This window comes from Streptomyces sp. ID05-39B (genome assembly GCF_033794725.1).
GTDB lineage: Bacteria > Actinomycetota > Actinomycetes > Streptomycetales > Streptomycetaceae > Streptomyces > Streptomyces bobili.
This window is the reverse complement of the sequence record NZ_JARGEF010000087.1, coordinates 1-23,293: the sequence shown is the minus strand read 5'-3', so window position 1 is coordinate 23,293 and position 23,293 is coordinate 1. Positions and strand designations below refer to the sequence as shown.

The 23,293-nt window shown below is 72.1% G+C and carries 22 protein-coding genes and 1 pseudogene; 7 read left to right on the top strand and 16 right to left on the bottom strand.

The annotated features are described in order from the left end of the window. Nucleotides 1-96: 96 nt before the first annotated feature. Complete coding sequence (locus P1P75_RS20050) at nucleotides 97-522, bottom strand: DUF2000 domain-containing protein (protein WP_319257250.1); 426 nt, start codon at nucleotides 520-522, stop codon at nucleotides 97-99. Nucleotides 523-571: 49 nt separating this feature from the next. Between P1P75_RS20050 and P1P75_RS20045 the strand changes: the two genes are divergently transcribed. After that, nucleotides 572-1,507: an AraC family transcriptional regulator gene (locus tag P1P75_RS20045; RefSeq protein ID WP_319257248.1), complete on the top strand. Its 936-nt coding sequence runs from the start codon at nucleotides 572-574 to the stop codon at nucleotides 1,505-1,507. A 96-nt stretch (nucleotides 1,508-1,603) separates the two neighbouring features. On the opposite strand, the gene P1P75_RS20040 is transcribed toward P1P75_RS20045, so the two are convergent. After that, complete coding sequence (locus P1P75_RS20040; RefSeq protein ID WP_319257246.1) at nucleotides 1,604-2,152, bottom strand: YbjN domain-containing protein; 549 nt, start codon at nucleotides 2,150-2,152, stop codon at nucleotides 1,604-1,606. Beyond that, entirely contained in the window at nucleotides 2,145-3,482 is a 1,338-nt protein-coding gene (gene mshA, locus P1P75_RS20035) for a D-inositol-3-phosphate glycosyltransferase (protein ID WP_319257243.1), read from the bottom strand. Before mshA ends, P1P75_RS20040 begins: the two co-directional genes overlap by 8 nt. Nucleotides 3,483-3,782: 300 nt before the next feature. Between mshA and P1P75_RS20030 the strand changes: the two genes are divergently transcribed. The 3 genes from P1P75_RS20030 to P1P75_RS20020 all read left to right on the top strand — a co-directional run bounded on the left by P1P75_RS20030 (nucleotide 3,783) and on the right by P1P75_RS20020 (nucleotide 8,003). Then, nucleotides 3,783-4,574, top strand: coding sequence for a class I SAM-dependent methyltransferase (locus P1P75_RS20030; protein WP_319257241.1), 792 nt, complete (start codon nucleotides 3,783-3,785; stop codon nucleotides 4,572-4,574). Nucleotides 4,575-5,207: 633 nt separating this feature from the next. Further along, entirely contained in the window at nucleotides 5,208-6,320 is a 1,113-nt protein-coding gene (locus P1P75_RS20025; protein ID WP_319257264.1) for an NlpC/P60 family protein, read from the top strand. A gap of 315 nt (nucleotides 6,321-6,635) precedes the next feature. Continuing rightward, nucleotides 6,636-8,003 carry a fused response regulator/phosphatase gene (locus P1P75_RS20020; protein WP_319257239.1) on the top strand — a complete coding sequence of 456 codons (1,368 nt, stop codon included), beginning with the start codon at nucleotides 6,636-6,638 and terminating at the stop codon, nucleotides 8,001-8,003. 26 nt (nucleotides 8,004-8,029) lie between these two features. On the opposite strand, the gene P1P75_RS20015 is transcribed toward P1P75_RS20020, so the two are convergent. The 4 genes and pseudogenes from P1P75_RS20015 to P1P75_RS20000 form a co-directional block, all read right to left on the bottom strand. Continuing rightward, nucleotides 8,030-8,368, bottom strand: coding sequence for a DUF2516 family protein (locus tag P1P75_RS20015; protein ID WP_319257262.1), 339 nt, complete (start codon nucleotides 8,366-8,368; stop codon nucleotides 8,030-8,032). 179 nt (nucleotides 8,369-8,547) lie between these two features. Beyond that, a complete protein-coding gene (locus P1P75_RS20010) occupies nucleotides 8,548-9,204 on the bottom strand; it encodes a hypothetical protein (RefSeq protein ID WP_319257237.1) in 657 nt (218 codons plus the stop codon). Between the two features lie 101 nt (nucleotides 9,205-9,305). Next, nucleotides 9,306-9,758, bottom strand: coding sequence for a helix-turn-helix transcriptional regulator (locus tag P1P75_RS20005; RefSeq protein ID WP_319257235.1), 453 nt, complete (start codon nucleotides 9,756-9,758; stop codon nucleotides 9,306-9,308). Nucleotides 9,759-9,864: 106 nt separating this feature from the next. After that, nucleotides 9,865-10,587: pseudogene (locus tag P1P75_RS20000) on the bottom strand (class I SAM-dependent methyltransferase); the annotation flags it as partial. A 122-nt stretch (nucleotides 10,588-10,709) separates the two neighbouring features. Here P1P75_RS20000 and P1P75_RS19995 point away from each other — a divergent pair. Then, on the top strand, nucleotides 10,710-11,552 hold the full coding sequence (locus P1P75_RS19995) for a GNAT family N-acetyltransferase (RefSeq protein WP_319257233.1): 843 nt from the start codon (nucleotides 10,710-10,712) through the stop codon (nucleotides 11,550-11,552). Here the strand turns inward: P1P75_RS19995 and P1P75_RS19990 are convergent. The 5 genes from P1P75_RS19990 to P1P75_RS19970 form a co-directional block, all read right to left on the bottom strand. After that, the gene (locus P1P75_RS19990) at nucleotides 11,545-12,012 is read right to left on the bottom strand and encodes an HAD domain-containing protein (protein ID WP_319257231.1); all 468 of its coding nucleotides are present in this window, start codon (nucleotides 12,010-12,012) and stop codon (nucleotides 11,545-11,547) included. The two genes, P1P75_RS19995 and P1P75_RS19990, sit on opposite strands and share 8 nt — an antisense overlap. A gap of 43 nt (nucleotides 12,013-12,055) precedes the next feature. Further along, nucleotides 12,056-14,092: an AAA family ATPase gene (locus tag P1P75_RS19985; protein WP_319257230.1), complete on the bottom strand. Its 2,037-nt coding sequence runs from the start codon at nucleotides 14,090-14,092 to the stop codon at nucleotides 12,056-12,058. Between the two features lie 51 nt (nucleotides 14,093-14,143). Beyond that, complete coding sequence (locus P1P75_RS19980; protein WP_319257227.1) at nucleotides 14,144-14,761, bottom strand: TetR family transcriptional regulator; 618 nt, start codon at nucleotides 14,759-14,761, stop codon at nucleotides 14,144-14,146. Between the two features lie 308 nt (nucleotides 14,762-15,069). Then, nucleotides 15,070-17,223: an aminoglycoside phosphotransferase family protein gene (locus P1P75_RS19975; protein ID WP_319257225.1), complete on the bottom strand. Its 2,154-nt coding sequence runs from the start codon at nucleotides 17,221-17,223 to the stop codon at nucleotides 15,070-15,072. Between the two features lie 220 nt (nucleotides 17,224-17,443). Beyond that, nucleotides 17,444-18,331 (bottom strand): GntR family transcriptional regulator, encoded by an 888-nt coding sequence (locus P1P75_RS19970; RefSeq protein ID WP_319257222.1) that lies wholly within the window; start codon nucleotides 18,329-18,331, stop codon nucleotides 17,444-17,446. Nucleotides 18,332-18,504: 173 nt separating this feature from the next. Here P1P75_RS19970 and P1P75_RS19965 point away from each other — a divergent pair, with 173 nt between their 5' ends. Further along, nucleotides 18,505-18,690, top strand: a complete 186-nt coding sequence (locus tag P1P75_RS19965; RefSeq protein WP_319257220.1) for a hypothetical protein — start codon at nucleotides 18,505-18,507, stop codon at nucleotides 18,688-18,690. A gap of 19 nt (nucleotides 18,691-18,709) precedes the next feature. Here the strand turns inward: P1P75_RS19965 and P1P75_RS19960 are convergent, their stop codons facing one another. Both P1P75_RS19960 and P1P75_RS19955 read right to left on the bottom strand, forming a co-directional pair. Then, complete coding sequence (locus P1P75_RS19960) at nucleotides 18,710-19,510, bottom strand: HAD family hydrolase (RefSeq protein WP_319257218.1); 801 nt, start codon at nucleotides 19,508-19,510, stop codon at nucleotides 18,710-18,712. Then, entirely contained in the window at nucleotides 19,459-20,334 is an 876-nt protein-coding gene (locus P1P75_RS19955; protein WP_319257216.1) for a GntR family transcriptional regulator, read from the bottom strand. Before P1P75_RS19955 ends, P1P75_RS19960 begins: the two co-directional genes overlap by 52 nt. A 166-nt stretch (nucleotides 20,335-20,500) precedes the next feature. Between P1P75_RS19955 and P1P75_RS19950 the strand changes: the two genes are divergently transcribed. Further along, nucleotides 20,501-20,683, top strand: coding sequence for a hypothetical protein (locus P1P75_RS19950; RefSeq protein WP_319257214.1), 183 nt, complete (start codon nucleotides 20,501-20,503; stop codon nucleotides 20,681-20,683). Here the strand turns inward: P1P75_RS19950 and P1P75_RS19945 are convergent. Both P1P75_RS19945 and P1P75_RS19940 read right to left on the bottom strand, forming a co-directional pair. After that, a complete protein-coding gene (locus tag P1P75_RS19945; protein ID WP_319257212.1) occupies nucleotides 20,673-21,584 on the bottom strand; it encodes a GntR family transcriptional regulator in 912 nt (303 codons plus the stop codon). The genes P1P75_RS19950 and P1P75_RS19945 overlap by 11 nt on opposite strands. A gap of 346 nt (nucleotides 21,585-21,930) precedes the next feature. Continuing rightward, the gene (locus P1P75_RS19940) at nucleotides 21,931-23,187 is read right to left on the bottom strand and encodes a GNAT family N-acetyltransferase (RefSeq protein ID WP_319257210.1); all 1,257 of its coding nucleotides are present in this window, start codon (nucleotides 23,185-23,187) and stop codon (nucleotides 21,931-21,933) included. Between the last annotated feature and the right edge of the window lie 106 nt (nucleotides 23,188-23,293).

Below are 23,293 nucleotides of genomic sequence, written 5' to 3'. Positions count from 1 at the left end.
ACTGAAGAGAGGTGGGGGTCGGCGCGCCCTGAGGATCTGCTGGAGGCGCGCGGCCTGAGGATCGCCGGGAGGAGCTGTGGATCGCCGGGAGGCGCCTCACGGATGCATCCGCGCCCCCTTCAGCACCTTGTCCACCGCGTTCCGCGGCCCGTACACCGCGAGCCCCACCAGGTCGAGGTCGTCCGTCGGCACGGCCCGCACCGCCGCGCGGTTGTCGCGGTCGTTGCCGGTGGTGAAGAGGTCGCCGGTGAACACCGCGCGCGGGAGGGACCGGGAGAGGACGCGCGCGTGGGCCGCCGTCAGCGTCTCCTTGGTGCCCTCGAAGACCAGCACGGGCTGGCGGAACATCGGCAGGTAGGGGACGCCGTCCGCGTCCTCGTACGGCTCCCCGATCACCTCGGGCACCGCCGTGCCCAGGCCGCTGACCAGGAACGCGGTGACGTTCAGGCGCTGCCAGGTCTCCAGGTCCTCGCGCAGCAGGACGGCGATCTTCGTGTCGAAGCGAAGGGGTTCAGTGCTCATGCCACGAGACTGCCGTCCGGCGTCCGCCGCGGTCTTGTACGTTCTTTGCATGGCCGTTTCCCGCCCGGCCCCGCAGCCGACCGCCGACGTCTTTGCCTGGCGCCCCCGGGTACCGGGCGTCGTGGAGGTCTTCCACGCGCACTTCACCGGGTACGCCTACCCGATGCACGTGCACGAGGCGTGGACGCTGCTCATCGTCGACGACGGGGCCGTACGGTACGACCTGGACCGGCATGAGCACGGCACCCCGCACAACACCTCGCACGACTCCGTGTCGCTGTTGCCGCCGCATGTGCCGCACAACGGGTCCGCCGTCACCCCGGACGGTTTCCGCAAGCGGGTGCTGTACCTCGACGCGAGCGTGCTCGGCGAGGAGCTGATCGGGCCGGCCGTGGACGGGCCCGACCTGCGGGATCCGGTGCTGCGGCGGCGGGTGGGCCAGTTGCACGGCGCGCTGTCCCGGCCCGGCGACGAGCTGGAGGCCGACAGCCGGCTGACGTTCATCGGGGAACGGCTGCGCGGCCTGCTGCGGCCCGGCAAGGCCGTACGGCCGCAGCACCGCGACCCCGTCCTCGCGCGCCGGCTGCGGGAGTTGTTCGACGCGCGCGTGGCGGAGGGACTGACGCTGGGCGCGGCGGCCGGGCTGCTCCAGGCGCATCCGGCGCACCTGGTGCGGGCGTTCAGCGGGGCGTACGGCATCGCGCCGCATCAGTATCTGACCGCCCGCCGGGTGGACCGGGCCCGTCGGCTGCTGCTCGACGGGCTGCCGGTGGGCGAGGTCGCGGTGGCCGCGGGCTTCTACGACCAGGCCCATCTCACCCGGCACTTCCGCAGGTTGGTGGGCGTGACACCGGGACGGTACGGCTCGGCGCCCGCGCCTGCCCCCGCCCCGCCCCCACCCCCGCGGCGACGGTCGTCCGACGTCGACGTGGTCGCCGAGGCGCCACCGGTCGTGGTGGTCTCGCCGAAGGTCCGGCGCGGGTGACCGTCGGCGTTCGCGGTGACCGTGGTCCGCGGGCAGCCGCCGCGTCGGCGTTGCGGCGTTGACCGCGTTGACGGTGGAGCAGGTGCTCGGGACCGCCTACTCGGTGGGTCGTTGCGTCAGGTGGCGGAACGCGTCGAGGTTGCGGGTCGACTCGCCGCGGGAGACGCGCCAGGCGTACTCCTTGCGGATCGCGGAGGCGAACCCCAGCTCCAGGAGGGTGTTGAAGGCGCCGTCGGCGGCCTCCAGGACCTGGCCGAGGAGCCGGTCGGTGTCCTCGGGGGTGACGGTGGAGAGCGGGAGGCGGGCGGTGACGTAGATGTCGCCGAGGGGGTCGACGGCGTAGCTGACGCCGTACAGCTTGAGGTTGCGCTCCAGGAGCCAGCGGTGGACGCCCGCCTCGTTCTCGTCGGGGTGGCGGATGACGAAGGCGTTCAGCGACAGGGAGTGGCGGCCGACGATCAGCGAGACGGTCGTCCTCAGTTTGCGGGTGCCGGGGAGCTGGACGACGTAGGTGCCGGGCTCGGGGCTCTCCCACTCCAGCTCGGCGTCCTTGAGGACGTCCTCGATGATCCGCGCGGCGCTCTTCTCGGCGTCGCCGTCGCCGGTCCCTTCGCCGGTGCCGGCGCTCATGTTGGCCTCACCCATGCTGGGAGCGTACGTGACGGCGGTGGGACTGCACGGCGGCCGTGTAGGCGTCGGCGGTGGCGGCGGCCGCGGTGTCCCAGCCGAAGGACTGTGCGTGCCGGGCGGCGGCCGCGCCCATGCGGGCGGCCAGCTCGGGGTGGTCGGCGAGTTCGGCGAGCACGCGCGCGTAGTGGGCCGGTTCGTGGCCCTGCACCAGGAAGCCGGTCTCACCGTCGCGGACGGCCACCGGCAGCCCGCCGACCGAGGCCGCGAGCACGGGTGTGCCGCTGGCCTGCGCCTCTATGGCGACCAGCCCGAAGGACTCGCTGTACGACGGCACGACGAGGACCGACGCGGCCCGGAACCAGTCCGCGAGCTGGTCCTGCCCGACGGGCGGACGGAACCGTACGACGTCGCAGATGCCGAGGCGCGCGGCCAGCTTCTCAAGGCCCTCCGGTTTGGCGAGGCCGCTGCCGCTGGGGCCGCCGACGATCGGTACGACGATCTTCGACCGCAGGTCGGGGCGCTGGTCGAGGAGGACGGCGACGGCGCGCAGCAGCACGTCGGGGGCCTTGAGCGGCTGGATGCGGCCGGCGAACAGCGGGATCAGGGCGTCCTGCGGGAGATCCAGGCGGGCGCGGGCGGCGGCGCGGCCGTCGGCCGGGCGGAAGCGTTCGAGGTTGACGCCGGGGTGGACGACGGCGATCTTCCCGGGTTCGGCGCCGTAGTGCCCGGCGAGTTCGCCGGCCTCCTCCGCGGTGTTGGCGATGAGGCGGTCGGCGGCGGCGACGATCTGCATTTCGCCGATGACGCGGGCGGCGGGCTCGGGGGTGTCGCCGTCGGCGAGGTTGGCGTTCTTGACCTTGGCCATGGTGTGCATGGCGTGCACGAGGGGGGTGCCCCAGCGCTGGGCGGCGAGCCAGCCGACGTGGCCGGAGAGCCAGTAGTGCGAGTGCACGAGGTCGTAGTGGCCGGGGCGCTGGCCGGCCCAGGCCTGCATCACGCCGTGCGTGAAGGCGCACAGCTGCGCGGGCAGCTCCTCCTTGGCGAGGCCCTCGTAGGGGCCGGCGTCGATGTGCCGGACGAGGACACCGGGGGCCAGTTCGACCGTGGGCGGGAGGCCGCCCGTGGTGGCCCGCGTGAAGATCTCGACCTCGATGTTGATCGCGGCGAGGCGCTGCGCCAGCTCCACGATGTATACGTTCATGCCGCCGGCGTCACCGGTGCCGGGCTGGTGGAGGGGTGAGGTGTGCACGGAGAGCATGGCGACACGCCGGGGGCGGCGGTGCAGTCGCAGTCGTGAGGGTGCCGCCGAAGAGCGACGCCCGAGCCTGCTGACGTACTGGCTCACGTGGCATTTCCTCCTTGCTGCGGGCATGCCGGACGGAGGGTGTGGGGCGCCCTCCAAGGGAGTCCAACGCCGGAACGAGGTATTCCCATTCCGTACGGATGTGCCGCGGGGTGGTTTTTGCCTGGCCGTTACCGTTCGTCGCTCAACCGTTCGAGAGCGGGGGGCGTCCGGGGCGGCTGCGACCGGGGTGGGAACGTGCGGGCCTTCCCCGCCCGGGTACCGCATACCCTCGTAGCCATGTCGCCCCGCCCACTCTCCCTCCCCCACTCTCGGCTTCACCCGAGCAGGGGGACCGCTGTCGTGGGCACGGTCACGCGCGGGACCACCAACCCCAACCGGCTGCGCCGCATGGACCGCTGGATCGCCGCGGTCCACGGCGCCGAGCTGCGTCGCGCCGCCGACCCCGTGGCCGTCGACCTCGGCTACGGCGCCGCGCCCTGGACGGCGGTCGAGCTGCTGACCCGGCTGCGGTCCGTCGCCCCGCACGCGCGCGTGGTGGGCGTCGAGATCGAACCGGCCCGGGTCACCGCGGCGAAGCCGTACGAACGCGACGGCCTCGCGTTCCGGCACGGCGGCTTCGAGGTCCCCGTGACCCGGCCGCCGCATCTCATCCGCGCCGCCAATGTGCTGCGCCAGTACGACGAGGACCAGGTCGCCTCGGTCTGGGAGCGGCTGTGCGCCCGGCTCGCCCCGGCCGACCCCGCGCGCGGCTCGCGGGGCGGCCTGCTCGTCGAGGGGACGTGCGACGAGGTCGGACGACGGCACGTGTGGGTGGCGCTCGGCCCGGAGGGTCCCCGCACGGTCACCTTCGCGACCCGGCTGGGATCCCTGGAGCGCCCCTCGGACCTGGCGGAACGGCTCCCTAAGGCGCTGATCCACCGCAATGTGCCCGGCGAGCCGGTGCACGCGTTCCTGCGCGACTTCGACCGCGCCTGGGCCGCGGCCGCGCCCTACGCCTCCTACGGCGCCCGCCAGCGGTGGATCCGCACGGCGCGCGCCCTCACCGCCGACTGGCCGGTGACGGACGGGCCGGTGCGATGGCGGCAGGGGGAAGTGACCGTGGCGTGGGGAGCGTTGACGCCTCGCGGGTAGCGCGGCGAGAAGGGGCGCGGTGCCCCCGGGCCCCGGCCGCCGCGACCTCCGAACCGTCACTGCCTCCGAACCGTCACAGCCTCCGAACCGTCACGGGTCCCGGCCGCCGCAGTTCCCAGCCGTCAGGGCCTCCGAACCGCCGCGGGTCCGGGCCACCGCAGGTCCCAGCCGCCCCGGCCTCCGAACCGCCGCGGGTCCGGGCCGCCGCAGGTCCCAGCCACCGCAGGCCCCAACCGCCCAGGCCTCCCAGCCACCGCGGGTCCGGGCCACCGCAGTTCCCAGCCGCCGCAGTTCCCAGCCGCCGCGTCCTCCGAACCGCCGCAGGTCCGGGCCGCCGTGGGTTCCTAATCGCCGCAAGCCTGGGCCGCCGCAGGCCCGAACCGCCCAGGTCCGGAACTCGCGTGGGATCTCTCCCCCGGAGACGCCCCGAAGACGCCTGGTTCACCTCCGGCACCTCCAACTGCCCCCGGCCTCGGGAACGATCCCCGTGAGGCGTTCGTCACACAGGAGGGGCGATGGTCATGCCGGGGCGGGGGCGGGGGGAAGGACTACCTCTGTCGTTTTCCGCCATGACGTGGCACGATCCCCGGGCGACCGTAAGTTACTGACGGTAAATCAGCTATGGGGGACGTTATGGGTTCGGGCAAGCGCAGCCTGCTCGCGGTGGCCGTGACCGTGGTCTGCGCGGTCACCGTCCTTGCGGTACCGGGCACGGCGTTCGCGAGTCCGAGCCCCACTCCGGCCCCGAAGACGGCCTCGCCCACCGCCCCGACGACGGCCCCCGACCTCACGGCTCCGCCCGCGACCAACGAGGATCTCGAAGCGGTCCGCGAGAAGCTCGACGAGCTGTACCACGACGCCGCCGTCGCCACCGACGCCTACAACGCGGCCGAGGAACAGACGAAGAAGCAGTCCGCGGAGCTGGTGGAGCTGGCGAAGAAGATCGTCGAGGGCCGCGAGGAGCTCGCCGATCTGAAGGACCGCGCCGGCGCCGCCGCCCGCTCCCAGTACCGCGGCGGCGGACTGCCCGACGAGGCACAGCTGCTGCTCAGCGACGATCCGGGCGACTTCCTCGACGGAGCGGGCCGGGTGATCCAGGGTCAGCGCGCCACGGAGGGCCTGCTCGGCGAAATGACCCGCACCCAGCAGGACTTGGAGCAGTACACCAGGGACGCCTCCGCCCAGTGGCAGAAGCTGGAGAACAACCGCAAGGCCAGGGCCACCGCCCAGAAGACGATCGAGAAGCAGATCGCGGCGGCCGAGAAGCTCGAGTCCACCCTGGAGAAGGAGGAGAAGGAGCGCCTCGCCCGGCTCCAGGAACAGGCCGCCCAGAAGGCGCAGACCACCTGGCTGGGCACCGGGATACTCGACGGCGCCGCCACCGGCCAGGCCACCGCGCAAGGCATGCGGGCCGTCCGGTACGCCACCGCGCAGATCGGCAAGCCGTACGTGTGGGGTGCCGAAGGCCCGGACACCTTCGACTGCTCCGGCCTGACCTCCCAGGCCTGGGCCGGCGCCGGCGTCACCATCCCCCGCACCTCGCAGGAGCAGTGGCGGCAGCTGAAGCAGGTCGCCGTGAAGGACATGCGCCCCGGCGATCTGATCATCTACTTCGACGACGCCAGCCATGTCGCGATGTACGTCGGCGGCGGCACGATGGTCCACGCCCCCCGCCCCGGCCGGACGGTCACGCTCGCGGGGGCCGGTTCGATGCCGATCCTCGGCGTGGTGCGGCCCGGCGCGTAGGACACCGGGTGGGTGCCCGCCAACGGCGGCGGACGGTCACCGAGATCCTCGTACGGCCCGCGTGACCACGGCCACGTGACGCACGGCACGGCCCCCCGGCGGCAAACCCGGTGGGGACGTGACCTTCGTCATCCCGACCCCCGTACCGCCCTGCCCAACTGCGGTAGGGATCGCGGCATATGACACTGGCGAGAGATCAAGCGACGTGCCGTACACCATTCCGCTGCGGCGCCTTCTGCCGCTATGGTCCCCGTCGGTGGGTCGAGGTCCCTCGTCCCCGCCATGCCCTCGGGGGGAGGGAAGGAACCCAACACGATGCCCGTACCCGTACCGCGGCAGAGAGCGATCCCGGCCGTGGAGTGTGGTCAGGCGCAGGCCGCGCCCGCAGGCGAGGGTCCCCTCACGGAAGGGACCCGGCGCACGGACGACCGGACCGACTTTCGCAACGACGCGACGGCCGCGAACAACGCCACGCCCGGCGGCGGCGTCCCCCACGACGTGACCGCCGCCCACGCCAACCTCACACTGCTGCTGATCGAGGACGACCCCACGGCCGCCCCGATCGTGCCCGACCTGCTCGACTCGGCCGGCAAGCCGATCCGGATGCGCACCGCCCGCAACCTCACCGAGGCCGAGCGGCTGCTCACCGACGACGTCCACTGCATCCTGCTGGACCTCGCCCTGCCGGCCCCCGGCCGCGCCGCCGACGACGACGAGCTGGCCGTACTCCGGCATGTCCTGGAGCTGGCACCCCGGCACGCCGTGCTCGCGCTCACCGCGTCCGGTGACGCCGAACGCGGCGCGCAGGCGGTGCGCGTCGGCGCCCAGGACTACCTGTTCCGCGACGAGCTGGACGGACGGCTGCTGAGCCGCGCCATCCGGTACGCCGTCGAGCGCAAGCGGTCGGACACCGCCGAGCGGCGGCTCGCCGAGGGCAGGCTGCACGCGCAGGAGAACGCCCGTCTGGAGCGCGGCCTGCTGCCGACGCCCCTGCTGGAGGGCTCCCCGCTGCGCTTCGCCGCCCGCTACCGCCCCGGCCGCTCACGCGCGCTGCTCGGCGGCGACTTCTACGACACCGTCCGCACCCCGGACGGCACCGTCCACGCGATGATCGGTGACGTCTGCGGGCACGGCCCGGACGAGGCGGCGCTCGGCGTGGAGCTGCGGATCGCCTGGCGGGCGCTGACGCTGGCCGGGCTCTGCGGTGACCAGCTGCTGAACACGCTCCAGCAGGTGCTGGAGCACGAGCGCGACGACGACGAGATCTTCGCGACGCTGTGCACGGTGGACATCGCACCCGACGGCCGGCGGGCCGGCCTGTGCCTGGCCGGGCATCCGGCGCCGCTGATCGCCCGCCCCGACCGGCCGGCCCGGCTGTTGCCGTACGACAACAACGGCCCGGCGCTGGGGCTGCTGCCGGGCGCCCGCTGGCCGCGGATGCAGGTCGAGCTGGGTGCCGAGTGGAGCCTGATGCTCTACACCGACGGGCTGATAGAGGGCCGCGTCGGCGAGGGCCGGGAGCGGCTGGGCCAGGACGGCATGGTGGAGATGATCCGCCGCCAGCTCGCGGCCGGCCTGAGCGGCGAGGATCTGCTGCGGGCCGCGGTCAACGAGGTGCGCGAGCTGAACGGCGGCGAGCTGACGGACGACGTGGCGGTGGTCCTGCTGGACCGGGTGCCGTAGAAGCACCCTGGCCCGACGGGAGCGGGCTACCGGCCGCCGTTGTACGGCCCGTAGGGCCCGTCGCTGCTGGAGCCGCCGCCTCTGCTGCTGCGGCCGCCGCCCGGCAGGGAGCGCAGGGCCGGCCGGACGTCGACCATGTAGACGATGCTCGCGATCAGGCCGATGATCGGCAGGAACGACAGGATGGGAAAGATCAGGCTCACCACGAAGGCGATCCCGAGAATGATCAGCCAGAACGGTTTGGTCTTCTTGTCCGCGGCCCGGAAGCCGTCCTCGCGGCGGATGGCCGCGTCGAACAGAGCGAAGCCGCTGAACACGATCAGGGCCAGGCTCAGCAGAGACATGAACCCCGCGAAACCTTCCATCAGCACTACGTCCACCACCCGACTCGGCACGACATGGCTCGTCCTTACGCGGTCACCGTACCCGCAACCGCGCTCGCCCTACCCGTACAACGGGCCGGGCACTCACCGAGTGCCCGGCCCGTCGCCGTTTCCTGATCGGTACGCCGTTTCCTGATCCGTACCGCGTGGCCCCGCCGGTCTCACTTGGCCGGGGTCGTCGTCTTCTTCGCGGTGGTCTTGCGGGCGGCCGGAGCCTTCTTGGCCGGGGCCTTCTTCGCGTCGGCGTCGGCGTCGGCCGCGGCGGGCCCGGGCTCGTCCTTGACCACGACCGGCCCGGCCGCGGGCTCGTCCCTGCCCTCGACGGCGATGGCCAGTTCCTCGATGTCCTCGGCGGCCTCGCCGCGCCAGGTCTTCACGGCCTGCTCGCCGTGCTCGGCGACCTTCTCGTAGGTCTCGCGGGCCTTGACGGCGTACTCGGCGGCGACGCCGACGCTGCGCAGCGCGATGTCCTGGGCGGACTCGCCGATCTTCTTCAGGTCGGCGTCGAGCGTGGTGCCGAGCTTCTTGATGTCGCCGTCGAGGGAGGCGATGAACTCGTTGACCTTCGTCTGGAGGGTCTCCTGCGCCTCCTTCGCCTTCACACCGGCCTCCTTGGCACGGGTGGCGGCCCGCTCCTGGACGACCTTCGGGTCGGTGTTGCGGACGGCCTCGAAGCGGGCGGGCGCCTCGGTACGCAGCTGCTCCACCAGGCCCGGCACCTTCTTCGCCTGCTGGAGAGCCAGGTCGGCGGTGCCGGCGGCGAAGTAGAGGGGGGTGGGGTCGCTGAAGGTCTTGCGCAGGTCGTCGCTGATGGCCATGGTGATGGTCCTCCCGTATTCGCGTTCGTCGCGTTCGTCGTCGTGTTCGTCGATGTCGGTTGGTGCGGGTCCGCAGTCGGGCGGCCGGTCCCCTGGTCCGGTCAACGGGCCGTCTGCTGCGGATCGGCGTCGGTGCCGCCGACCGTGCTGGTGCCGGGTACGGCGTCCGCACCGCGCTGGGCGTCCACCGTGCCGTCGCCGCCCACGAACCCGTTCTCCTTGCGGAAGGACTCGTAGATCTGGAGCAGCACCTGCTTCTGCTGCCCGGTCAGCGTGGGATCGGCGAGGACGACGGCCCGCGTCTCGACGTCGTCGCGGTCGCGCTCGGCATCGAGGATGCCGGCCCGGACGTACAACGTCTCGGCGGAGATCCGCAGCGCCTTGGCGACCTGCTGCAGCACCTCCGCGCTCGGCTTGCGCAGCCCTCGCTCGATCTGGCTCAGGTACGGATTGGACACCCCGGCGGCGTCGGCGAGCTGCCGCAGCGAGAGCTGGGCGTTCCGCCGCTGCTCGCGCAGGTACTCACCGAGATTGCCGACGTTGAGCGATGCCATGCCTCCACAGTGCCCCACCTCCGCTAACTTTTGCAAGCACCCGCTTGCAAAAGTGCGCCACGCCACGCGGAGGACCACCCGATCCGCCCAACGGCGGCCCTCCCTGGGGACGCCGTGCGACGAACACCAGCTCCCTGCCCGGCCGGTCGGGAGCGTCGCGCACGTCCTCCACCTCATACCCCTGCGCGGCCAGCTCGGCCTCGACCTCCTGCCGATCACGGAAGCGCAGTGTGGAGTCCGAGGTCAGCACCTGCCCGTCCGCGGCGAACACGTACGTCCAACGGAACGTCACCAGCGGCCCGCTCACGTCGGTCAGCTCGACCCAGCTCTCGACGGCGCCGACACCGGGGACGTCCGTCACGCCGTACGACGCCGCCCGGTTCCACTCCTCCCAGGCCCGCCCGGCCGGATCCCGGGTCTCGAAGACCAGGTGCCCGCCGGGACGGAGCGCGGCGTGAGCGCCTCGCAGTGTCTCCCGCCAGGCCTGTGGATCGGCGATCTCCTGGGCGACGTTCGCCGTCATGGTCGCCAGGTCGACCCGCAGCGACGGAAGGGCCGTCGCGTCGCCGCGGATCCAGCGAACCCGTTCGGCGCCCGGCTTGGCGCGGGCCACGTCGATGGACGCGGCGGCGGGGTCGACGCCGACGACGTCGATCCCCCGATCGGCCAGCAGGAGCGCGAACACCCCCGTACCGCAGCCGATGTCCAGTACCCGGCGCGCCCCGAACTCCGCCGCCGTGCGGACGTACGCGTCGAGGTCGCCGCGGTCGGGGTCGAGGGGATCGTAGAGCGCGGCGAGGCGCGGATGCCCGGAGCAGTCGTCAGCCATGGGGGGAGCGTAGGGTCCGGGCCGCACCCGCACCCCGCCTCACCGACGCGGCTGACCGGCTGCGGCGGGCGGTCCCCGCGGTGAGTCCGGGCCGTTGTCAGTGGTCCGCGCGAGGATGAGGCATGCGCACCGATGACTGGCGACTCACCGAAGACGTCGACGAATTCCTCGCGCGGGCCGGGGACTTCCTGCGTTCGCGCCCCGCTCTGCACACCACGGCGCTGTCCGTGACCGAGAAGCTGCGGACTCAGGGGACCGAGGGTGCCGTGTTCGGGCGGCTGGAGCGAGGGGGCGAGGTGGGCGCCATCTTCTACCGGTTCCCCTCGCGCGGACTGAGCGTCACCTCCCTGAGCGCCGAGCAGGCCGACGCGCTCGCCGCCCGGCTGATCGCCCTCGGGCACTCGCTGCCCTGGGTCACCTCGGACGACAGCACCGCCACCGCTTTCGCCGAGGCCTGGCAGCGCCGCACCGGCGCGACGCCGGCGCCCCGGGTCCGCCTCCACCTGTACCGCCTGGGCACGCTCACCCCGCCGGAGCCGTTCCCGGCGGGCCGGGGCCGGCTCGTGGGCGAGGGGGAGCACGAGCATCTGATGGGCTGGTGCCGGGAGTTCGCCGCGGACGTCGGGGAGGACGTCACCATCGACGCCGGCTCCTGGGCCGCCACTCGCTTCGCCGAGAAGCGCTACACCTACTGGGAGACCCCGGACGGCACACCCGTCTCCATGGCGGGGGTGAACCCGCTGGTCGGCGGCCAGGTCCGGGTGGACCCCGTCTACACCCCGGCCCACCTGCGCGGCCGCGGCTACGCGGGTGCCGTGACGGTCGAGGTGAGCCGGGCCGCGCTGGCGGCGGGCGCCCAGGAGGTCGTGCTGTACACGAACGCGGCCAACCCGACGAGCAACGCCCTCTACCAGCGCCTCGGATTCGTCCGGATCACCGACGTCGTGGTGTACGACTTCACGTGAGCGGCCGTCGTGGCAGCCAGGTCTCCACCGTCTCGAAGTCCTCCCGCGTCAGGCCCCGCTGAGGGTCGACCCGGTGCAGCAGCGCCGGGGCCGGGTGGCCGGCGTCGACGTACTCCCGGTCGGCGGAGGTGATCTCGTCGTCGAGCCAGACGAAGGGGCGGCCCGCCGCCCGGGACAGCACGGGCCGCGTCTTCCAGTGGACGCCGGGGACGGGCGGGTCGTCGTCCGGGTCCAGCACCGGCAGCGGCGGCAGGCCCAGCCATGGGCCGACGACCGTGTTCGCGTCCTCGCCCCAGGTCGTCGCCCACACCAGGTCGCAGCCGAGGGCCAGCAGCCGGGGCCCGAGGGCCGGGTCCAGGCGGGAGAGAAGGGGGTGGGGCGCGGGCGGGCCGTACAGCGGGTACGGGTCAGGGCCGCCGAACGGGATCAGCGGGCCGTCCACGTCGAGGAAGAGCAGCATCGTCAGTCCAGGATGCCCCGCCTCACCCCTCCCGCGGAACGACTCACCCCTCCCACGGAAGCGCCCGCTCGTGCACCACGTCCAGGCGGGACACGGCCCGTGTCAGGACGACGTACAGGCGGTTCAGGCCGCGTCGCTCCGCCTCCGCGATCGCCGCCGGTTCGACGGCGACGACATGGTCGTACTCGAGGCCCTTGACGAGGGTCGCCGGGACGGTCGTCAGGCGGGGGTCGGTGTCGAGGCCCGCCGTGGTGAGCGCGGCGCGGATGCGCGGGGTGGCCGCGTCGGCGGTGATGACGCCGACGGACCCCTCGTGGGTGAGGGCGTCGCGTACGGCGGAGACGACCGCGGCGGGGAGGTCACCGTCGGCCGGCCGGACGCGGAGCGTGCCGTCGCGGCGCAGGGAGCGGGCGGGCGGCACGTCGGTGCCGAGGCGGGTGAGGAGCCGGTTGGCGAGGGCGAGGACCGCGCCGGGGACGCGGAAGCCGACGGTCAGCGCGGCCACGCTCGCCTCGGGTTTGCCCAGGTGGGCGAGTTGGACGGGCCAGGAGTGCGCGGCCCACGGGGTGGTGCCCTGTGCCAGGTCGCCGAGGACGGTCAGGGAGCCGAACGGCACCCGGCGGGCGATGGCCCGGCACTCCATCGGGGAGAGGTCCTGCGCCTCGTCGACGACGACATGGCCGTATCCCCGCGGACGGGCCAGCAGTCCGGCCACCTCGTCGAGCAGCACGAGGTCGGCGGCCGACCAGCGCGCGGAGCGGTACGAGCGCGGCGGGCGGGCCCAGCACAGGGCCTCGCGCTCGGCGGCGTCGAGGAGGCCGTCGGCGGCCCACGCCGGGTCGGCGAGGAGCGCGGCGACGATCTCCTCGGGCCGCACACGGGGCCAGACGGCGTCCAGGCAGGCGCTCACCGGACGGGACCGTTCCGTGCGGCGCAGCCAGGAGGCCGGGCGGGCTGCGCTGTGCCGTTCGGCCCGTTCCTGGAGGCGCCGCGCGATCCGGCTGCGCACCCGCTCGCGGCCGATGTCGTAAGGGGGCTGTTCCGCGAGTACGTCCGTCACGATCCGCGCGATCTCCGTGCCGGTGACCCGCCATCGGGAGGAGCCCTCGGCCACGGTGAGGTCGTGCGCGGCGGCGGCGTTCACGCGCGCGTACAGGGCGCGGCGCAGTACCTCCGCCATGCGGGCGTCGTGCTTGACGGCGGCCGTCGGCTCGGGATCGGTGCCGGTGACCGGGTGGCGGGCGATCTCGTCGGAGAGGGTCGACTGCCGTACGCCGGTCTCGCCGAGGGAGGGCAGCACCTCGGCGATGTAGGAGAGGAAGGTGCGGTTGGGGCCGAGGATGAGGAGTCCGCCGCGGCGGACGCGCTGGGGGTGGGTGTAGAGCAGGTAGGCGGCCCGGTGCAGGCCCACGGCGGTCTTGCCGGTGCCGGGGGCGCCCTGCACGCACACCGAGGCGGACGGCTTCTCGCGGACGAGGTCGTCCTGTTCGGGCTGGATGGTGGCGGCGATGTCGCGCATCGGGCCGACGCGGGGCCGTTCGATCTCGAGGGCGACGAGGTCGCTCTCCCGCGACTCGCCGCAGCCGAGGTGTTCGTCCTCCAGGCCGGTGAGGTCGGCGGAGTCGCCCCGGCTGCCCGGCGCCCAGCCGAACCGGCGGCGGACGGCGACGCCCTGCGGGTCGCGGGCGCTGGCCTGGTAGAAGGCGCGGGAGACGGGCGCGCGCCAGTCGACGACGAGCGGCGGGACGGCCGGGTGCTCGCTGATGCGGACCCGGCCGATGTGGTGGGCGAGGCCGGCGTGTTCGCCGCCGGTTCCCTCGGCGAAGTCGAGCCGGCCGAAGAAGAGGGGCCCGTCGGGCAGTTCGTGCAGGGCCTTGGCCTGGCTGCGCAGCCGGTGTCCGAGGACCTCGGCGTCGGCACCGGAGGCGGAGACGTCCTCGCCGGTGACGACCTGGAGGTCGGCGCCCGCGCGCATCGCGGCGAGCGCAGCGCGGCAGGCGTCGTGGTGGGCGCGTTCCCGGCGGAGGGAGTCGTGGAGGGGCTCGACGAGGTCCTCGGGGGCGGGGTCGGGTGACGTCATACGGGCGAGGCTACCCGAATAACGTAACCGAGTTAAATTTATAACCAAGCTTCAGGCCAGGTCCGGGAGCCCCGCCGCCAGCGCCCCGAACGCCCGCTCGGCCGCAGCGACCGCCGCCGGGCGTACGGCGTCCGCCCGCTCCCCCGCCTCGATCCGCCGCCAGTTCTCCTGGGCGAGGATCCGACGGACGGCGACGATCTGCCCGGCCGCGAGGCGCGCGCCGAGGTCACCGCCCAGGACCTCCGCCAGCGCGGCCTCCGACCGCTCCAGATAGGCGTACAGGCGGGCGACCAGGGCCGGGGTGCCGTAGAGGAGGGCACAGAAGGAGCGGACCGCGGGGTGGTCGTTGACGCCCGTGATCGGGTCGGACGCGGCGATCCCGTCGAGGAAGTTCCGGCGCAGGGCGGCCAGCGGGGCGACCCCTTCCGCCCGCCCCGCGGCGACCACCTCGGCCGCCTCCCGCTCATGGTCGGCGAACCGGTGCAGGACGAGGTCCTCCTTCGCCGGGAAGTACCGGAACAGCGTCGGCTTGGAGATCTCGGCCGCGGCGGCGACCTCCGCGACCGACACCGCGTCGAAGCCCCGCTCGACGAAGAGCCGGACGGCGATGTCCGACACCTCCTGGTACATCCGCTGCCTCTTGCGCTCGCGCAGCCCGGTCTCAGTCATGGGCCGAGCCTACGACCGGACAGGGCGGGCCTTGACCTCAACTCGGGTTGAGGTCGGCTGGTGATGCTGCGGGTGCGGTGAAGCGATCGGCCGCCCGACCGTCCGGGCAGAGGCCGGCCCCAACCGTCCGGGCGGGGCGGAGGGCGGCCGTCCGACCGTCCGGACACCGGACCACGCAGACACCGGACCCCGCAGACACCGGCACCGCACGAGCAGCGGACGGCCCGCCACACGGGCCGCGTGGGAAGGGAACGGCCCGCCATCCGGGCCGCCCGGCGGCGGGACCGCACGAGCAGCGGGCCGTGCGGTCAGGACCTGCCGCGGGCCAGCGCCCGTACGAGATACGGGTTCGCCGTCGGTGGGGTGGGCAGGCCCAGGGCCGCGGTGGCGGCGGCCAGGGTCGAGGCGTACGAGTCCACGGCACGGCGGACGTTGGGGACGTCGAGGCTCGCGCGGGTGGCCAGCCGGTCCAGGTCGACGTAGGCGGAGCGGACGATCTCGAACCAGCGGTAGACGTGCCAGTCGGCGCGCCAGCCCTTGGTGTACTCCTCGTCCAGCCGCTCAGACCACCGCCGGAACATGCGGTTCCTGATCTCGGGCCTGGTCGGGGTCAGGTGCATGTGCCGCACGAGGTCGTAGAGGGGGTCGCCGACCAGGGCCATCTCCCAGTCGATGATGGTCACGGCCAGGGCGTCCTTGCGGCACACCAGGTTCCACGGATTGAGGTCGCCGTGCAGCAGGACGGGGCTGCGCCGGCTCACCCGGTGCCGGGAAAGGATCTCCCGCAGCCGGTGGCCGCCGGGCAGGCCCAGGGCGCGGGCCAGTTGCTGCGACTCCTGAGGCAGCTCGTCGACGAGCACGACGAGCTGCTCGGTGAGCCAGACGTAGAAGTCGTCACGGGTCTCCTTCCAGCCGACCTTCGTGTGATCGACCCGGGTCAGTTCGCCCAGCTGGTCGACGAGTCCGTCGGCCTCGTAGGGGCGCAGCCCGTTGACCGGATGGACGGGCGGCTTGCCGCTGGATCCGACGTAGGTGTGGATCGTGAACGGGTCGTCCTGGTAACTCACCCCTAGCGCGAGCACCTTCGGGGCCGCCACCTTGGCCTGCGATCGCTGGATCTCGCCCAGGACGGCGTGCTCGTACAGGTGGACCGGCTCGCGCCGGCGGGCGTCGGGCAGCTTGCGGCGCACGACCACCGGCATGGGGCTGTCCTCCACCCAGACGACGGTGTTGAGGTGCGCGGTGCCCTTGAACACCCGGTCCGCGGACGCCGCGCCCTCGGCCAGCAGAGCGTGCCTCACGGCGCCCGGAGGAAACCGCGGATGCTCGGCGAACCGCGGGTCCGGCGTCCAGTCGAAAGCCCGCAGCAGCCAGTCCCGCCCGCTGACCGGCCCGTCGGTGCGTGCTGCCAGCCAGCGGACGAGGGCACCCTCGATCTCGCCGTCGGTCGGTACGCTCCTGAGCCGCAGTGGCCTCGCGGCCGCCCGCAGCGCCTTGCCCACCGTGTCCGTCGCCACGTCCAGGTTCTTCTGGGTGAAGGACTCCTCCAGCGAGCGCGCGGCCCGCATGACGTCCGGGTACACGGACTGCGCCCGCTCGAATTCGAGGTAGTGGTGCAGGTCCTTGGCGAGGCCGTTCGCCGCCGCGGGACGGAACTGGCACATGGCCTCCACCCAGGCGTCGACGACCTCGGCCCACTGGTGGGACGGGTACCGCATGCGCACCAGATGGGTCGCGAGGTCGTGCAGCGGATCGCCGTAGGTCGCCAGCTCCCAGTCGACGCAGACCAGGGGCGGTTCGCCGTCGTACGTCACGATCACGTTGTCCCGGTGCAGGTCCGCGTGCAGCAGGCTGTACGGCCGGCGCGTCATGGCCGGTACCCGCTCGGCGTAGCTGAGCAGCGTGTCGTCGGGGATGCCGAGCGCCTTGAACAGGCCGCCGAAGGCAGGCCAGTTGGGCTTGCGGATCTGCTCGTCGGCGAGGAGGGCAAGCATCTTGAGGAAGGCCTGGCTGTCGTTGTGGTTGGCCGGCCACCCGGCCGGCAGCGGCGGCAGCACCGTCCGGCGCACCTGGGTCATCCGGGCCAGCAGTCCGGCCAGCGCCTTCATGAGCAGCGTGTCGACGGGTTTGCCGTTTCCGCAGACGGTGGAGAGCGGGACGCCTTCCACATAGCTGTGGATGGCGAACTCGGGCCGCCTGACCAGGCATTCCGGCGCCAGGGGCAGCGCCTCGCGGAGGGAGTCGAGGATCGTCGCCTCGTTCCGCCACGTCCTGATCACCACGGGCAGGACGTCCGGGCGCCTGATCCGCACCGTCACCAGGGCGCCTTCGTCCCTGCGCACCACCCGTGCCACGTCGGCAGTCAGGGGAACCACGTGGTTCAGGTTGTGATGACCGGAGGTCGCCGGTGTGTGTCTTGCTTGTTCGACGAACGCCCGGAAAGCGGCGTAGGGGTCGACCATGGGGCCGCTCCGAAGAACTAACGCACGGGTGGAAAGGTGGGGCACACGCTAGGGCCATGGGAGGCACCGCACGACCAGGGGCGATGACGCAGTGGTCACAACGGGTGGTCCGCCACTGTTGTGCTGCCGGTCGTTCGAGGTCGGCCTGTTCGCCATCTCCTACGTACGGACGTGAGCTGTCGCTCGCACGATGCGGGGATGCTAGCGCACGGCCCCCGGACTACCGGGCGAGATGCTCCCAGAGCGACTCGAACCACGACTGCCAGGAGTGGACGAAGACCGAATCCCGCGAGGTCGGGTCGTCGTCCCTCACATGGTGTGTGAGCTGGGCCCCGAGACCGAGGACGTCCAGGGACTCCACCTCCTCGCCGGAGGGCAGCAGGATCGTGCGCTCGATCACCTGGTACGGGCCCATCAGCACTTCCGCGCCGTTGAACAGGTAGGCCTTGAACGCCGGGATCAGCGGGGCGTACCGGACCTCGGCGCGGACGGACGGCACGTACCCCTGGGTCTTGAGGACCTCGAGGGTGCCGTGCAGGGACGCGGTGTGCCGCTCGGTGATCTCGTGCAGCCGAGCGCGCAGCCTGGTGTCGGCGGGATCGTCCTTGACCTGCGGATACGGCAGGTCAGCGGCCAGGGAGGGCAGGAGCAGGCGCAAGGAGACGCGCTCAGGGCTGATCAGGCCGGAGGCGATCCGCTCCGCCTGCAGCCGGATGTGGGCGTCCAGTGATTCGGAGGTCAGCGTGTAGACGTCCAGGGTGACCTCGGGCTGTGCGAACACCCTGTTGAGGACGTCGCCCAGTCCGGCCGGGGAGTGACGGCGGCGGACCTCGGCCGGTCCGGTCCGTGCGGGCTCGTCCGGGACGGCGCCGGTCCTCACCACGCGCGACCCGCTGCCCTGCCGTGATTCGACCCAGCCGTCCTCGGCGAGTTCCTTCATCACGCGCTGGACGGTGTCCCGGGAGACCCCGAGCTCCTCCGCCAGAGCTCGCTGGGACGGCAGGAAGGCGCCCAGCGGATACGTCCCGTCGGCCATCCGGGAGCGCAGCGCCTCCGAGACCCGGTGGAACTCCCTGCCGCCGCTGTCACCACCCTGCCGTTCACTCACAGGCCGACCGTACCGCCCGCCGCCCGGATCCACACCACTTTCCGTCAACTAACCCACATTCAAGGTCAGTTGATTAGGGATCTACTTGGCAGGGGAAGTCCACTTCACGGCAACCGGTCCAATTGGACGGCCAGTTGACGACCTCACCGACAAAGGCAGGAAGGTGGAAGGACATGCTCCTGTTGACGGGCATCTGTGAACTCCTCGCGCTCTGTGCGGGGACAGCCGTACAGAGCCGACTCGGAGTGCTGGGCCTGGTGCTGCTGTTCCTGCTCACGGTGGCCGTCCGGGCACGTCACCACACCTTGGCGGCCTGGGTCACCGCCGTCCTGTTCCTTCTCCTCACCGCCCAGGCCTGACCCGGCCCCCGACGGTTCTCTACTTCTCCCGGACCGCCGACAGCACGACCTGCAGCGACGCCACCACGGTCGTCGCCCCGGCGTCCCTCAGCAGCTTCTCCTTGTGGCTATTACGCGCGTAGCCCAGGAACGGAACGCCGGCCTCTCGGGCGGCGCGGTAGTCCGAGGGCGCGTCACCGATCATCAGGGCGCTGCCGGGCGCCGAGCCCATCGCGGTCAGGGCACGGTTCAGGCAGTGCGGATGCGGCTTGAGGAGATGGAGGTCCTGGGTACGGCCGTAGACATGGGGCGCGAAGCAGGACGCGAGGCCCCTGCTGCCCAGGTACTCGTTCACCACGCGGGGCGAGTTGTTGGTGGTGATGGCCAGACGCCCGCCCACAGCGGTCCAGGTCCGGATGAGCGGGTCGGCCCAGGCCGTGGGCATCGCGGAGGCGGCGGCCCGCACCTCCTCCTGGGTGAGTCGCTCCTCCAGCTCCGCCACCAGGTCGCTGCCGGGGTGCCGGCGGTCCACCGCGTGCAGGACGACATGGGGATCGGGGGACTCCCGCTCGGCCTCCGTCAGCAGGCCGCGCAGACCCCGGCCCGCCAGCCACTCCACCAGTCCGTCGGCCACCCGCTCCGCCGAGTGCCCGGCGAACAGCCTGCAGATCGGCCCGTCGAAGTCCCAGAGGACGACCCGGGCATCGCGGATCCGTCTGCGCAACTCCTCGGCCTCTTCGCGCCCGGTCCTGGATGCCGCCTGATCAGCCCGCGTGGTATCAGAAGTCACTAGGAGAGTGTCAGGTCCGTCGTGATGGTTTCCCAGAGGGCATCGAACCATTTCTGGGATTCCTCCACGAACGCGGCGTCGCGCTGGCCGACGGCCTTCTCGAAGGAGAACAGGAGCGACTCGGTGCCCAGCACGTCGTACATGTCGAGGACTCCTTCGTCCGTGGATTCCTCGCGCCGCATGACCATGTAGTACGCCATCAGCGCCTCCTGCCCGTTGAGGAGGTACAGCTTCATCGGCGGGGTGAAGGGCAGCGCCCGGAAGGACACGCTCACCTCGATGCCCTGCGAGCGCAGGGTGAGCAGGTTGTGGCGCAGGACGTGACCCTGCGCGTTGCGCATCGCCAGCCAGCGTTCGTGGACCGGGTCGCCGCCGTCGCAGGCGTCGACCGGGACGGGGAAGGCGAGGTTGATGTCGCGGGACGGCAGCAGGATGCGGACGTCGACCTTCTGCGGGCGCAGGCTGCCGCCGTGGATCAGCCGGACGGGTTCACTGAGGGCCGGGATGAGGCTCTCGGCGGTGAGGCAGGCCGCGTCGATGCGGACGTGCTGGGCCGAGAAGGCCGCGGTCAGCCGGGGGGCCAGGGCCACCATCGTGGGCTGGGGTTCGTCGTGGGCCGACGTCTGTTCCGCGATGCGTGGCGGGCTGCCCTTGCTCACGTTGGTGAGGAGACCGTCGTCCTGGAGGGCGCGCAGGGCCTGTCGCACGGCACCGCGCTCCACGCCGAACTCGTCGGCGAGTTCGGCCTGCGTGGGCAGCCGGTCGCCGGCCTTCAGCTCGCCGGCGCGGATGCGTTCGCGCAGGGCATCGGCGATCTGCTGCGGCGAAGAGCTTCGGCTGCCGTTCACGGCCACGTTCTCCTGGGTCACGACCAAACGCTACAACTTCGATCCATCTGGCGGGAGTTACCCGGAAGTTGTTTAGCAGTTGTCACCAAGTGGGGACAACATAGAGAAAGTTGGTTGCCAACTTGGCAGAGTTGGCGGAAGTTCTGCCTCCGCACCTCCCCCCGCGCGTCCCGCCTCCGAAGGGAGGAACACCATGCCCGCCCTCACCATCGTCTCCGCCGTCCTCGAACAGACCGTCCAGTGGAAGTACGGCACCGCCGGGACCATCGGCCTGCTCCTGCTCACCGTAGGTATCAGGTCCAGGCGGCCCACCCTCAGCTCCGCAGGCGCAGTGATCCTCGCCCTCCTGGTCAGCGGGCCCGCCCTCAGCTCGTGAGTATCAGGTCCGAACTGATCGTTTCCCACAGGGCGTCGAACCACAGCAGCGACTGTTCCACGAACGTCGTGTCCCGCGCTCCGGCACCCTGCTCGAAGGCGAACAGGACCGAGCGGGTGCCCTCGGCGTCGTACATCGCCAACCGCTCGTGGCCGACCTGCTGCTCGTGCAGGCTGACCGTGTAGTAGGCGAACAGCGCTTCCGTCCCGTTGAGGAGGTAGAGCTTGACCGGCGGTGTGAAGGGCAGCGCGCGGAAGCTGACCCGGACATCGATGCCGTGCGTGGCGCGCAGGGTGAGCAGGTTGTGCCGCAGCACCTGGCCCTGCGCGTTGCGGTGGGCGAGCCATTGCCGTTGCAGCCGCTCGGCCGACGAGCCGTCCACCGCCGTCGGGAACGCCAGGTCGATGTCCCGGGACGGCAGCAGGACCCGGACGTCGATCTTGGCCGGTTTCAGCTCCCCCGCGTGGATCCGGCGCAGTGGTTCACCGATCGCCAGCGTGAGCGACACGGCGGTCAGGCACAGGGCGTCGATCTCGACGTGCGGGGCCGAGAAGGCCTCGTTGATGCGGGGGGTGAGTGCCGCCATCGTGGGCTGCGGCGAGGCTCCTGGGCCGGTCAGGAGGGCACCGGCACCCAGATTCGGGGCGACCGTCGCCGGTGCGCCCTTGGAGACGTTGGTGAGCAGGTGCTCCGACTGGAGGATGCGCAGGGCCTGGCGGACGACCCCGCGCTCGACCCCGAACTCCTGCGCGAGCCTGGCCTGGGTGGGCATGCGCTCGCCCGGCGGCAGCACTCCGGCCCTGATCCGGGTGCGCAGCTCGTCGGCCACGTCGCGGGGGGACCACTGCCGCTCCGGCGGTTTCCGCCCCTTGACGGAGGCATGTTCCGGCTCCACGGCCAAACACTACAACTTCTCGCCATCTTCCGGCAGTTCAAGGAGAGATGGTTATAGGCCGCTTCCAAGCGGACATAAGTACAGTGAAGTTGGCAGCCAACTTCCACAACATGGTCAAACTTTCAGACGGTTGGCCCGTCGAGCTCCCTTCCGGAGGGGAGCCGGGAGCCCGGACGGCCGACACCGACGCACAGCCACAACTTCACAGCGCCGCACAGCCACAACTGAACAGCCGTACCAGCACAGCCACAACTGAACAGCTACGGATGAACAGCTACGGATGAACAACCGCACAGCAAGCATGAGGACAGGCACACAGGACAGGCACGAAGGCTGGAGGAGGAAGGAGCGCTCAGAACATGTCCGGGCACCAAGGACGCCTGGGCGTACGCAGCAGGGCGTCGGCCTCCAGGGCGGCGCCCGCTCGTTCCTCTCCCAGCCGTCCCAGTGCCGCCAGCCGCGGCGCCGACTCGTCACCCAGCCAGAGCGAGGCCAGCGTGGCCACGTCCAGGGTGAGGTCGGCGCCGCGACCGGTCGGCGTGCAGGACGCCCCGTCGGGACCGGCCTCCAGCAGGAAACGCCCCCCGGCGAACCCGGCGCGGTCGGTCACCTCCAGCACCAGCGCTCCCTCCCCGCCGTAGGTACGCGCCTCCAGGGCCGCCGCGACGTCCAGGATCCGCACCCACAGCCAGTCGGCCTGGGTGGTGATGCTCGCCGCCCGCGGGTCCGGCAGGAAGTGCGGGAGGAGGTCGTCGGGGGAGCGCGGGCCCGACTTGACCCGCACCACCCAGTCGATCGAGCAGAGGTAGCGCCACAGGGCGCGTTCCGCGGCCGGCGTGGTGGCGATCAGCCACTCGACCGTCGCCGTGTTCAGCGGCTGCTTGGCATCGCCCCAGTTGTCGTCCGCCTTGTAGGAGGCCAGCCCCTGCACCTCGCCGTCCGCCGACCGGTAGGCGACGTAGAAGGCCTCGCTCCACTCCCCGAACACGCGCAGCACGCCGGTGTCCTGCTCCCACCACGCGTCGGTACGGCTGACCGCGCCCGGCTGAACCCGGCGCAGCCGCTCGTGCAGTTCGGGGCCGGTCTTGCGGACCTCCTCCAGACCGACGAAGTCGATCCGGCCGCCGTCCTCGGGGCCCGGCCAGTGCGGGTCGAGACCGGTGCGGGGCACGTCGATCGTCCACTCGGCGGCACTGGTCGCCGGGCCGAAGCCGTAGCGGCCGTAGATGCGGTACTCGGCGGCGATGAGGGTGGCCACGACGTCACCGCGCTCCTTCGCCGCGGTCAGGTCCTCGCTCATCAGGCGGGTGAGGATGCCACGGCGGCGGTGGGTGGGCAGGACGGCGACGTTGGAGATGGCGTCGGCCGGGACCGCGGCGCCGCCGACGGCCGTCAGCTCCTGCGGGAAGGAGCGGAAGGTCGCCACGCAGGAGCCGGCCTCGAAGGCGCCGTAGGTGCGTGAGCCGATGTGGGCGGTGCGGCGGGCGGCGAGGTCGGCGTCCGTGACGGTGGGCGCGCGCAGGAAGCCGGTCTTCGCGGCCCGCATCCAGGCGGGGAGTTCGGCGTCGGTGATCAGGCGTACGTCTATGTCGGCGGGGGTGCTGGTCATGAGGCCACGGTAGGCGGGGCGGGGCGGATGGCGCGGGGGGATTTTCCACACCCCCCCCCCCTCACCGGGGCTCATTGACAAGCACCCCCCCCACACAAAAGACTTT

Excerpts from the sequence above, each read along its gene's own strand:
- P1P75_RS20050 (WP_319257250.1), bottom strand. The coding sequence starts at position 522 with ATGAGCACTGAACCCCTTCGCTTCGACACGAAGATCGCCGTCCTGCTG.
- P1P75_RS20045 (WP_319257248.1), top strand. The coding sequence starts at position 572 with ATGGCCGTTTCCCGCCCGGCCCCGCAGCCGACCGCCGACGTCTTTGCC.
- P1P75_RS20040 (WP_319257246.1), bottom strand. The coding sequence starts at position 2,152 with ATGGGTGAGGCCAACATGAGCGCCGGCACCGGCGAAGGGACCGGCGAC.
- P1P75_RS20025 (WP_319257264.1), top strand. The coding sequence starts at position 5,208 with ATGGGTTCGGGCAAGCGCAGCCTGCTCGCGGTGGCCGTGACCGTGGTC.
- P1P75_RS20020 (WP_319257239.1), top strand. The coding sequence starts at position 6,636 with ATGCCCGTACCCGTACCGCGGCAGAGAGCGATCCCGGCCGTGGAGTGT.
- P1P75_RS20015 (WP_319257262.1), bottom strand. The coding sequence starts at position 8,368 with ATGGAAGGTTTCGCGGGGTTCATGTCTCTGCTGAGCCTGGCCCTGATC.
- P1P75_RS20010 (WP_319257237.1), bottom strand. The coding sequence starts at position 9,204 with ATGGCCATCAGCGACGACCTGCGCAAGACCTTCAGCGACCCCACCCCC.
- P1P75_RS20005 (WP_319257235.1), bottom strand. The coding sequence starts at position 9,758 with ATGGCATCGCTCAACGTCGGCAATCTCGGTGAGTACCTGCGCGAGCAG.
- P1P75_RS19995 (WP_319257233.1), top strand. The coding sequence starts at position 10,710 with ATGCGCACCGATGACTGGCGACTCACCGAAGACGTCGACGAATTCCTC.
- P1P75_RS19990 (WP_319257231.1), bottom strand. The coding sequence starts at position 12,012 with ATGCTGCTCTTCCTCGACGTGGACGGCCCGCTGATCCCGTTCGGCGGC.
- P1P75_RS19985 (WP_319257230.1), bottom strand. The coding sequence starts at position 14,092 with ATGACGTCACCCGACCCCGCCCCCGAGGACCTCGTCGAGCCCCTCCAC.
- P1P75_RS19980 (WP_319257227.1), bottom strand. The coding sequence starts at position 14,761 with ATGACTGAGACCGGGCTGCGCGAGCGCAAGAGGCAGCGGATGTACCAG.
- P1P75_RS19975 (WP_319257225.1), bottom strand. The coding sequence starts at position 17,223 with ATGGTCGACCCCTACGCCGCTTTCCGGGCGTTCGTCGAACAAGCAAGA.
- P1P75_RS19965 (WP_319257220.1), top strand. The coding sequence starts at position 18,505 with ATGCTCCTGTTGACGGGCATCTGTGAACTCCTCGCGCTCTGTGCGGGG.
- P1P75_RS19960 (WP_319257218.1), bottom strand. The coding sequence starts at position 19,510 with ATGGTTCGATGCCCTCTGGGAAACCATCACGACGGACCTGACACTCTC.
- P1P75_RS19950 (WP_319257214.1), top strand. The coding sequence starts at position 20,501 with ATGCCCGCCCTCACCATCGTCTCCGCCGTCCTCGAACAGACCGTCCAG.
- P1P75_RS19940 (WP_319257210.1), bottom strand. The coding sequence starts at position 23,187 with ATGACCAGCACCCCCGCCGACATAGACGTACGCCTGATCACCGACGCC.